Annotated in this window: 8 protein-coding genes and 1 tRNA gene; 6 read left to right on the top strand and 3 right to left on the bottom strand. The window is 71.6% G+C overall.

The genetic code is table 11. The features are described from left to right. Positions 1-55 precede the first annotated feature (55 nt). On the bottom strand, positions 56-1,642 hold the full coding sequence (locus IE265_RS10375; protein WP_190035153.1) for a beta-N-acetylhexosaminidase: 1,587 nt from the start codon (positions 1,640-1,642) through the stop codon (positions 56-58). Between the two features lie 62 nt (positions 1,643-1,704). Here IE265_RS10375 and IE265_RS10370 point away from each other — a divergent pair, with 62 nt between their 5' ends. The 3 genes from IE265_RS10370 to glmS all read left to right on the top strand — a co-directional run bounded on the left by IE265_RS10370 (position 1,705) and on the right by glmS (position 4,966). Beyond that, a complete protein-coding gene (locus IE265_RS10370) occupies positions 1,705-2,580 on the top strand; it encodes a DUF4429 domain-containing protein (RefSeq protein WP_190035152.1) in 876 nt (291 codons plus the stop codon). Between the two features lie 240 nt (positions 2,581-2,820). After that, on the top strand, positions 2,821-3,078 hold the full coding sequence (locus tag IE265_RS10365) for a hypothetical protein (protein ID WP_190035151.1): 258 nt from the start codon (positions 2,821-2,823) through the stop codon (positions 3,076-3,078). Positions 3,079-3,148: 70 nt separating this feature from the next. Further along, positions 3,149-4,966: a glutamine--fructose-6-phosphate transaminase (isomerizing) gene (glmS, locus tag IE265_RS10360; protein WP_190035150.1), complete on the top strand. Its 1,818-nt coding sequence runs from the start codon at positions 3,149-3,151 to the stop codon at positions 4,964-4,966. A gap of 117 nt (positions 4,967-5,083) precedes the next feature. Here the strand turns inward: glmS and IE265_RS10355 are convergent, their stop codons facing one another. Beyond that, positions 5,084-5,656 carry a GPR1/FUN34/YaaH family transporter gene (locus IE265_RS10355; RefSeq protein WP_190035149.1) on the bottom strand — a complete coding sequence of 191 codons (573 nt, stop codon included), beginning with the start codon at positions 5,654-5,656 and terminating at the stop codon, positions 5,084-5,086. A gap of 230 nt (positions 5,657-5,886) precedes the next feature. Further along, the gene (locus tag IE265_RS10350) at positions 5,887-6,414 is read right to left on the bottom strand and encodes a universal stress protein (protein WP_190035148.1); all 528 of its coding nucleotides are present in this window, start codon (positions 6,412-6,414) and stop codon (positions 5,887-5,889) included. 1,189 nt (positions 6,415-7,603) lie between these two features. Between IE265_RS10350 and IE265_RS10345 the strand changes: the two genes are divergently transcribed. From IE265_RS10345 to IE265_RS10335, 3 genes are all read left to right on the top strand, one after another. Next, a complete protein-coding gene (locus IE265_RS10345; RefSeq protein WP_190035147.1) occupies positions 7,604-8,824 on the top strand; it encodes a helix-turn-helix domain-containing protein in 1,221 nt (406 codons plus the stop codon). A gap of 128 nt (positions 8,825-8,952) precedes the next feature. Further along, on the top strand, positions 8,953-9,555 hold the full coding sequence (gene orn, locus IE265_RS10340) for an oligoribonuclease (RefSeq protein ID WP_190035146.1): 603 nt from the start codon (positions 8,953-8,955) through the stop codon (positions 9,553-9,555). Between the two features lie 118 nt (positions 9,556-9,673). Beyond that, positions 9,674-9,746: transfer RNA gene (locus IE265_RS10335), tRNA-His, on the top strand. The last annotated feature ends 40 nt before the right edge of the window (positions 9,747-9,786 follow it).

Raw genomic sequence — 9,786 nt, 5'->3', positions numbered from 1 at the left:
CGCCCCCGGACGGTCCCGGGGGCGCCCGCCGCCGTTGTTCACCGCGGCCGACCGGCTACCCGGCGGGCCAGGGAACCTGGGGCGACCGGTGGTAGCCGATCCCCAGCGCGTCCCACCGCGGGCCCTGCGCCGCGAGCCGCACCCGGTAGTCGTCCCAGTCGTGCGTCGACGCGGGCGACCAGCCGAGTTCGGCGACGCCCGGCAGCCTCGGGAAGGCCATCCGCTCGATGTGCGCGGAGGTCGACAGGGTCTCCGACCACAGCGGCGCCTCGACGCCGCGCACGGCCGACGCGGGAACCCCGGGAAGGTAGCTGCCGGGGTCCCAGTCGTAGGACCGCCGCACCTCCACGTAGCCGGCCCAGGACAGGCCGAGCGGGGTGTCCTTGTCGCACTTCATGTCGAGGTACACCCGGTCGGCGGGCGACAGGACCAGTCCGGTGCCGTTGCGCGCGGCCGCCGCGACCTGCTCCTTCTCGGCGGCGCTCGTACCGTCGAGGCCCCAGTACTGGGCGAGCGCGCCCTTCGCGGGCGTGGTGCCCGTGAGCTGGTGCCAGCCCACCACGGTCTTGCCGTACCGGGCGACGACCGGTTGCACGCGGTCCATGAAGGCCACGTAGTCCGCGTGGCTCGTCGAGTGCGCCTCGTCGCCGCCGATGTGGAGGTGGCGGCCCGGGGTGAGGGCCGCCAGTTCACGGACCACGTCGTCCACGAAGTCGTACGTCACCTGCTTGTCGACGCACAGGGAGCTGAAGCCGACCGCGGTGCCGGTGTAGAGCGGCGGCGCGACGCCGTCGCAGTTCAGTTCCGGGTAGGAGGCGAGCGCCGCGTTGGTGTGGCCCGGCATGTCGATCTCGGGCACGACCTCCAGGTACCGCGAGGCCGCGTACCGGACGATGTCCTTGTACTGGGCCTTCGTGTAGTACCCGCCGGGTCCGCCGCCGACCTGGGTGGAGCCGCCGTACGTGGCGAGCCGCGGCCAGGAGTCGACGGCGATCCGCCAGCCCTGGTCGTCGCTCAGGTGCAGGTGCAGCTTGTTGATCTTGTAGAGCGCCAGTTGGTCGATGTACCGCTTGACCTGGTCGACGGTGAAGAAGTGCCGGGAGACGTCGAGCATCGCGCCGCGGTAGCCGTAGCGCGGACTGTCCGTGATGGTGCCGCCGGCCACCCGCCAGGGTCCGGGCTGCACGGTGTCCCTCTCGACGGCCGCGGGCAGGAGCTGGCGCAGGGTCTGGACGCCGTGGAAGAGGCCCGCGGGCCGGCGTGCCGTGATGGTGACCCCCGACCGGCCGCTCACCAGCCGGTAGCCCTCGGCGCCGACGGGTGCCTGGCCGATCCTGAGGCGGATGCCGCCGGACCCGTGGGTGGTGACGGGCAGCCGGTGGCCGGTGGAGGGCCGCAGGACGTCCGCGAGGTACCCGCCGATCCGGCGGCCCTCCGGCGAGTCGTCCACCCGGATGCGGGTGCCCTCGGTGATGCGGTACGGGGATCCGCCCGGTTCGACCGAGGCGGGGGCCGGGACCACCCGGATCGGCCCGGCGTCGTCCCGGTCGGCGGCCTGCGGTGCGGCGCCGACGGCCGAGACACCGGCAGCCGTCACGAGCAGCAGCGTACAGAGGAGTCGGGGCGTTCTGTGCTGTCTCACATGCGCTCCCTTCGAATGGGTATAGACCACTCTCCCGCACCTGCGGTGGAACAATCCCCGGCATGGCGGAAATCATCCAGCGGGACGGCACCTGGACCTTCGACGGCGACGCCCTGAGGCTCGTGCCGGGACGCGACAAGAACGTGGGGTTGCTGCGCAAGAGCCTGGGTGAACTCGGCATACCACTGGGGGCGCTGGCGGGGATCTCGTTCGAGCAGGGCAAGAAGTCCGGGCGGCTCAGGCTCCGACTGCGGGACGGCGCGGACCCGCTGCTCCAGGCGACCGGGGGCAGACTCGCGGACGCCGCCGACCCGTACCAGCTCGCCGTCGAGTCGGACCGCTACGGCGTGGCCGAGTACTTCGTGGACGAGATCCGCAACGCGCTGCTGCTCGACGAGGTCCCCCCGACCGCGGTCGACCGCTACCTGCTGGCGGGCCCGGCCGTACCCCTGTCCGTCTCCGCGGGCGACGGCACGGCGAGCTTCGACGGGGAGAACGTCCGGCTGGAGTGGAACTGGAAGACGGAGGAGGCCAAGTCCGCCGCGGGCGCCCGCACGCTCGCGCTCGCGGACGTCCAGGCGGTGGAGTGGCAGCCCGCGGTCGGCCTGGAGAACGGCCACCTCCGCTTCACCGTGCGCAACGCTCCGACCAAGGCGCCCCCCAAGTACGACCCCAACGCGGTGGAGCTGTGGGGCTTCAAGAAGGACCCGCTCATGGCGCTGGTCGCGGCGGCGGTTCAGGCGCGGCTGCCGCATCCGTCGGCGGCCGCGCGGGACACCCCGCCGAAGCGGCTCGCCGCCCCCGCGGAGCCGCCCGCCGAGGACGACCACGACGCCCTGCTGCGGCGGCTGCGCGAGCTCGGCGACCTGCACAGGTCCGGTGTCCTCACGGACGAGGAGTTCGCCCTGGCCAAGCAGGCGGTGCTCCGGCGGATGTGAGAGCGGCCCGCGGGCCCGGTCGCCGAGCCCGCCCCATCCTGCCCCGTCCTGTCCCGTCCCGTCCCGCCCTCAGAGGGTTCGACCGCGACAATCCATAGTGACCCTTTTTCGCGGTCAATTACCCCAAAAAGACCAAGACGGACAGGGCCCTGATAGCACTTCACGAGCCCTCCGACCGCATCCTGCCCGAAATCGGGCAGGATTCTTGCGAACAGTCGCGTCGTACCCCAGGATCAACGGGTGCACGACGAACTTGTGGATCATCTGACACGCTCCACGCCCCTCGGCCGGGGCGAGGCACTGCGGGTGATCCAGGACGTGCTCGCCTACTTCGACGAGACGACCGAGGACTACGTCCGCCGCCGGCACCGCGAACTCCAGGCCCAGGGACTGGTCAACGCGGTGATCTTCGAACGGATCGCGGCGGACCTGCGGTACAGGGCGGTCGCGCCGCCCGAGCTGACGCTCAGACAACTGCGCCGTCTCGTCTACGGCTGACCGCCGCGCGGCGGAGCCGGACACCGAACAGCAGAGCCGATGGATCGACTGAGGGGAAACCGAGGGACGTATGTGCGGAATCGTGGGATACATCGGCAGGCGTGACGTGGCACCGCTGCTGCTCGAAGGCCTCCAGCGCCTCGAGTACCGCGGCTACGACTCGGCCGGCATCGTCGTCACCACGCCGTCGAGCGGCCGGCTGCGGATGGTCAAGGCCAAGGGCCGGGTCCGCGACCTGGAGGCCCGCGTCCCCAAGCGGTTCGCCGGCACCACCGGAATCGCCCACACCCGCTGGGCCACCCACGGCGCTCCCTCCGACGTGAACGCCCACCCGCACCTGGACGCCGAGGGCAAGGTCGCCGTCGTCCACAACGGCATCATCGACAACGCCTCCGACCTGCGGAAGAAGCTGGAGGCCGAAGGCGTCGAGTTCCTCTCCGAGACCGACACCGAGGTCCTCACCCACCTCATCGCCCGCGCCCAGGCCGAGACCCTGGAGGAGAAGGTCCGCCAGGCGCTGCGCCTGATCGAGGGCACGTACGGCATCGCCGTCATGCACGCCGACTTCCCCGACCGCATCGTGGTGGCCCGCAACGGCTCCCCCGTCGTGCTCGGCATCGGCGAGAAGGAGATGTTCGTCGCCTCGGACATCGCCGCCCTGGTCACCCACACGCGCCAGATCGTCACCCTCGACGACGGCGAGATGGCGACCCTGAAGGCCGACGACTTCCGCACGTACACCACCGAGGGCACGCGGACGACCGCCGAGCCGACGACCGTGGAGTGGGAGGCCGCCTCGTACGACATGGGCGGCCACGACACGTACATGCACAAGGAGATCCACGAGCAGGCCGAGGCCGTGGACCGCGTGCTGCGCGGCCGGATCGACGACCGCTTCTCCACCGTGCACCTGGGCGGACTGAACCTGGACGCACGCGAGGCGCGCCAGATCCGCCGCGTGAAGATCCTCGGCTGCGGCACCTCCTACCACGCGGGCATGATCGGCGCCCAGATGATAGAGGAGCTGGCCCGCATCCCCGCGGACGCCGAGCCCGCCTCGGAGTTCCGCTACCGCAACGCGGTCGTCGACCCCGACACCCTGTACGTCGCCGTGTCGCAGTCGGGTGAGACGTACGACGTGCTGGCGGCCGTCCAGGAGCTGAAGCGCAAGGGCGCCCGCGTGCTGGGCATCGTCAACGTCGTGGGCAGCGCCATCGCCCGCGAGGCCGACGGCGGCATGTACGTGCACGCCGGCCCCGAGGTGTGCGTGGTGTCCACCAAGTGCTTCACCAACACCACCGTCGCGTTCGCGCTGCTCGCGCTGCACCTCGGCCGCACCCGTGACCTGTCGGTCTCCGACGGCAAGCGGATCATCGCGGGCCTGCGCAAGCTGCCCGCCCAGATCTCCGAGATCCTCGCGCAGGAGGACGAGATCAAGAAGCTCGCCGAGCAGTACGCCGAGGCGCGCTCGATGCTCTTCATCGGCCGCGTCCGCGGCTACCCGGTCGCCCGGGAGGCCTCGCTGAAGCTCAAGGAGGTCTCCTACATCCACGCCGAGGCCTACCCCGCCTCCGAGCTGAAGCACGGGCCGCTCGCGCTCATCGAGCCCGCGCTGCCGACGGTGGCGATCGTCCCCGACGACGACCTCCTGGAGAAGAACCGCGCCGCGCTGGAGGAGATCAAGGCCCGCAGCGGCAAGATCCTCGCCGTCGCGCACCGGGAGCAGGAGAAGGCCGACCAGACGGTCGTCGTCCCGAAGAACGAGGACGAGCTGGACCCGATCCTGATGGGCATCCCGCTCCAACTCCTCGCCTACCACACGGCGCTGGCCCTGGGCCGGGACATCGACAAGCCCCGCAACCTCGCCAAGTCCGTCACCGTCGAGTAGGCCGACGGCGGTTCGGGAGGAAACGGCGGAACGGCCCTCCGTGTGTGCCACCTTGCACACGGAGGGCCGTTCTTTTCGGGAGCCGGGTTCGCCCAATACCCCGGCCCATGGGCTGCCTCAGCCGGTGGCCGTCACGCCACGGCCGGCAGCGCGTCCCGGCATCGCCGTCGGCCAGTGGGCCAGCGCGGCCGTCCCCGCGTACCAGGCCACCAGGCCACCCGCGGCGGCGAACCACCCGCCGGTCTTCGCGAGCCCCTCGGAGTCGCCGAACGCGGCGACGGCGAGCAGCAGCATCGCCACGAACAGCAGCGCGTACACACCCCTGGTGAGCGGGGCCGCGGCCGGCGCGCCGGCCGTCAGGCTCAGCGCGACCAGCGCGAACAGCAGCAGGAACAGCCCGGCCGCGTTGTCCGAGACCTGCGCGTCGGCGCCCACGCCCCAGGTGAACCAGAGGGCCCCGAGCCCCGAGAAGGCCGTGCCGGTGAACGCGTCGCGCTCGCGGAGGGCCAGCAGGCCCGCGGCGAAGAGGGCGACGCCCCCGACGTAGGTGGCGAGGGAGACGGCGTCGGCCGCCGTGACGCCGTCGATCACCTCGGTGCGACCGAGGCCGAAGGCCAGCAGGGTGAGTCCGAGCGCGAGATGGCCGAGGGTCGTGGTGGTGGTGCTTCCCGCGGCGACGTCATTGTCCACGGCGGGCTCCCTTCGTGCGGGTGCGTGCTGCGCGAGATCCGGTCACTGGGTGGTACCGGCGACCGGATTATGCCCTTCACAAGGGCACAAACACCTCTACGCGCGAGTAGTTTTACGCTGTGCCACCGAAGGGGCCCACGGATGCCCCGGGCTCTTCCCACCTGGTACGACAGGGAGTTGCGCCAGGACGGCGGTGCGGGCGGTGCGGACGGGAGCGGCGGCGGGACGGCTCAGGGGATGACGACGACCGGGCGCCGCGCGCGCTTCGCGAGGCGTCCCGCGACCGAGCCGAAGATGCGGCCGACGATGCCGTGCGTGGAGCCGACGACGATGGCGTCCGCCTCGTACTCCCGTCCCACCTCTTCGAGTTCGTGGCAGATGTCGCCGCCGCGCTCGACGAGGATCCAGGGGACCTCCGCCAGGTACTCCGCGCAGGCGAGTTCGAGTCCGAGGACCTCGGTGCGGTGGTCGGGGACGTCGACGAAGACGGGGGGCTCGCAGCCCGCCCACACCGTGGTGGGCAGCCGGTTGGCGACATGCACGATGATCAGGCCCGAGCCCGACCGGCACGCCATGCCGATCGCGTACGCGAGGGCGCGCTCACTGGACGTCGAGCCGTCGAAGCCCACGACGACGCCGTGCTTGAAGGCGGGGTCGCAGGACTGGCGTGGTTCTTCCGCCGGCAAGGGCTCGGCCGACGTGGGGTCGGCGACGGGGCGCTTGCGGTCCGCGGGTTCGAAGAATTCGTGACCGGCCATGGGTGTCTCGGCGTTCGGATCCTCGTCGGTGGGACGGCAGGGGCTGCGGAGCTGTGTCCGGGAATCATCTTCCCAACCCCGTACCCCCAAGGGTACGGCGGCAAGCCTCCTCTGCCCAGATCCCGCACTCGCCGCGGGAGGGTTCACCGGAGCATGCACGAGAGGGCGCCCGTAACGCAATGGTTGCTGCCCTGTACAGGCGGTTTGCGCGGGCTTCGGCGGGGCCGGACCGGCGGCGGCGCGCGCCCCGGCGGTCGGCGCACCGCCCGGCCCGTCGCGCCGCGCACTGTCCCCACCCGTCCCGACCGGCCCCGCACCGTCCGAGCCCGTGTCCGAGCCCGCGTCCGTGACCGGCGGCTCGAACACGCGTTGAACCCCGGTAAGCCGCCGCCTCAGGGAGAGACTCCATCGTGTCCGGACCCTCCACCGCGCCCCAGCCCCCCTCCAGGACCCCCGCAGCACAGGACACGGTGAGCGAGGTGGTGCGCTGGGCGGCCTTCAGCTGCGTCCTGGTGCCGGTCGTCCTGGTCGGTTACGGGACCTCCCTCGCGGGCGCGGCCGGCGCGGCGCTGGGCCTCGCGGCGGTGACCGGGGCGTGCCGGGTGCTGCTGCGCCGGTCCGAGCGGTGCGCGGCCCTTCCGCGATCCGACGAACCGTCAGCAGCCGCCGGCCGGTCCGACGGGCCGCCGGCACGCGGTTCGCGGTTTGACGGAACGTCAGTGCATGAGGAGCGGCCGGGCGGGGCAGGCGCGAAGGAGTGGGGACCCGGTCGGCGCGCGGGTGAGAATACGCCGGTTGACTGACCGGTTTGTGCGCACACCCCAGATGGTTTTCAGCCAACTTCCGGCAACCGCCCACCCCTTGGCCGAACAGGCCCCCAACCCCCGTTCGACCTGCACCGAATGGGTCCGTGAGGGCGTCCGCACCCTACGGGGACCGGCCACCGGAGCAAGGCGCACTTCCCTGCACGGCCCGCGAGTGCAACGCTTCGTGATCGAATGCTTCACGCCAAGTTGCCATGTCGACAATCTGCCGAGTGCTGAACTGGCCACCTCGGCACCACGGGACACAGTAGATTCGATCTTGACGTCTTACGGCGGGGGACTCGTGCAGGACCGAGGGGAAACGTGTTGGAGCGACAGACCCGAGAGGTCAAGGGAGCCGCGACCACCGAGGGGGGCTTAGCAGCATGAGCCACGACTCCACTGCCGCGCCGGAAGCCGCGGCCCGGAAACTCTCCGGGCGACGCCGCAAGGAGATCGTCGCGGTGCTGCTGTTCAGCGGCGGCCCCATCTTCGAGAGTTCCATACCGCTGTCGGTGTTCGGGATTGACCGCCAGGACGCCGGCGTGCCGCGCTACCGACTGCTGGTGTGCGCGGGCGAGGACGGCCCGCTGCGGACCACAGGGGGCCTGGAACTCACCGCACCCAACGGGCTGGAGGCGATCTCCCGGGCAGGCACCGTCGTTGTGCCGGCCTGGCGGTCGATCACCTCACCGCCACCGGAGGAGGCGCTCGACGCACTGCGCCGGGCCCATGAGGAGGGCGCCCGCATAGTCGGGCTCTGCACCGGCGCCTTCGTGCTCGCCGCGGCCGGACTGCTGGACGGCCGTCCCGCGACCACGCACTGGATGTACGCGCCGACGCTGGCCAAGCGCTACCCGTCGGTGCACGTCGATCCCCGTGAGCTGTTCGTGGACGACGGCGACGTACTGACGTCGGCGGGCACGGCGGCGGGAATCGACCTCTGTCTGCACATCGTGCGGACGGACCACGGCAACGAGGCGGCCGGGGCACTGGCCCGCCGCCTGGTGGTACCACCCCGGCGCAGCGGCGGCCAGGAGCGCTACCTCGACAGGTCTTTACCCGAGGAGATCGGCGCCGACCCGCTCGCGGAGGTCGTCGCCTGGGCCCTGGAGCACCTCCACGAGCAGTTCGACGTGGAGACGCTCGCGGCCCGCGCGTACATGAGCAGGCGCACGTTCGACCGCCGGTTCCGCTCACTCACCGGGAGCGCTCCCCTGCAGTGGCTGATCACGCAGCGGGTGCTCCAGGCGCAGCGGCTCCTGGAGACGTCGGACTACTCGGTGGACGAGGTGGCCGGGCGCTGCGGCTTCCGGTCCCCGGTGGCCCTGCGCGGGCACTTCCGCCGCCAGCTCGGCTCGTCGCCCGCGGCGTACCGTGCCGCCTACCGGGCACGCCGCCCGCAGGCCGAGAAGCCGGCGGACACGGACGGCCCACCGGCACCGCCGCCCGTGCAGCAGGACGCGCCGCTGCCGTTCCAGTCGCGCCGCACGGCCGCCGCCCACGCGGTGGGCCCGCCGACCTCGTCCCTCTCCACGGACTCGGGACGGCCGGGCCCGGAGCTGTACGCGGCGGGACGGCTGCCCGGCCAGCGGAGCGCCCCGTAGTCGCGCGGTAGCTCAGTGCGCCGGCCCCGGACCGATCGGTCCGGGGCCGGCGCTTCTGTTCGTCCGGACGGGCAGATGCCGAGGTCCCGAGCCTGCCCGGGCGCGGGGGCGGGCCGTAGGGTGACCCCATGAACGATCGCATGGTGTGGATCGACTGCGAGATGACCGGTCTCTCGCTGTCGCACGACGCGCTCATCGAGGTGGCCGCCCTCGTGACCGACTCGGAGCTGAACGTGCTCGGCGAAGGGGTGGACATCGTGATCCGTCCCCCGGATGCCGCGCTGGAGACCATGCCGGACGTGGTGCGCACCATGCACACCGCCTCCGGCCTGCTCGAGGAGCTGCCGGGCGGCACGACGCTGGAGGACGCGCAGGCCCAGGTCCTCGCGTACATCCGCGAGCACGTCAAGGAACCGGGCAAGGCCCCGCTGTGCGGCAACTCGGTGGGGACGGACCGCGGCTTCCTGTTGCGCGACATGCCCACGCTGGAGGAGTACCTCCACTACCGCATCGTGGACGTCTCCTCCGTGAAGGAGCTGGCGCGCCGCTGGTACCCGAGGGCGTACTTCAACAGCCCGGAGAAGAACGGCAACCACCGGGCCCTCGCCGACATCCGCGAGTCGATCGCCGAGCTCCGCTACTACCGCGAGGCGGTCTTCGTCCCGCAGCCCGGCCCCGACTCGGACACCGCCCGCGCCATCGCCGCGAAGCACGTCCTGCCCGCTCAGTAGCCCCCCGGGGACCCACCGCGCGGCCCGCGCGGGAAAGCGGGCGCGAGCACCCCTTCGGACCCTGTACACTTTTTCTCGGCCGGTAGGGGAAACGAATTCGGAGAACCACCCGGTCATGGTGGGTGTAGCTCAGCTGGTAGAGCACCTGGTTGTGGTCCAGGATGCCGCGGGTTCAAGTCCCGTCACTCACCCTGGATGATCAAGGGCTGACCTGTGAAAACAGGTCAGCCC

Origin of the sequence: Streptomyces fructofermentans, assembly GCF_014651055.1 — a bacterium.
GTDB classification, from domain to species: Bacteria; Actinomycetota; Actinomycetes; order Streptomycetales; family Streptomycetaceae; genus Streptomyces; species Streptomyces fructofermentans.
This window is presented reverse-complemented; position numbering and strand designations above follow the sequence as displayed.

Coding starts and splice junctions, on each gene's coding strand:
- IE265_RS10370 (WP_190035152.1), top strand. CDS start 1,705: ATGGCGGAAATCATCCAGCGGGACGGCACCTGGACCTTCGACGGCGAC.
- orn (WP_190035146.1), top strand. CDS start 8,953: ATGAACGATCGCATGGTGTGGATCGACTGCGAGATGACCGGTCTCTCG.
- IE265_RS10345 (WP_190035147.1), top strand. CDS start 7,604: ATGAGCCACGACTCCACTGCCGCGCCGGAAGCCGCGGCCCGGAAACTC.
- IE265_RS10350 (WP_190035148.1), bottom strand. CDS start 6,414: ATGGCCGGTCACGAATTCTTCGAACCCGCGGACCGCAAGCGCCCCGTC.
- glmS (WP_190035150.1), top strand. CDS start 3,149: ATGTGCGGAATCGTGGGATACATCGGCAGGCGTGACGTGGCACCGCTG.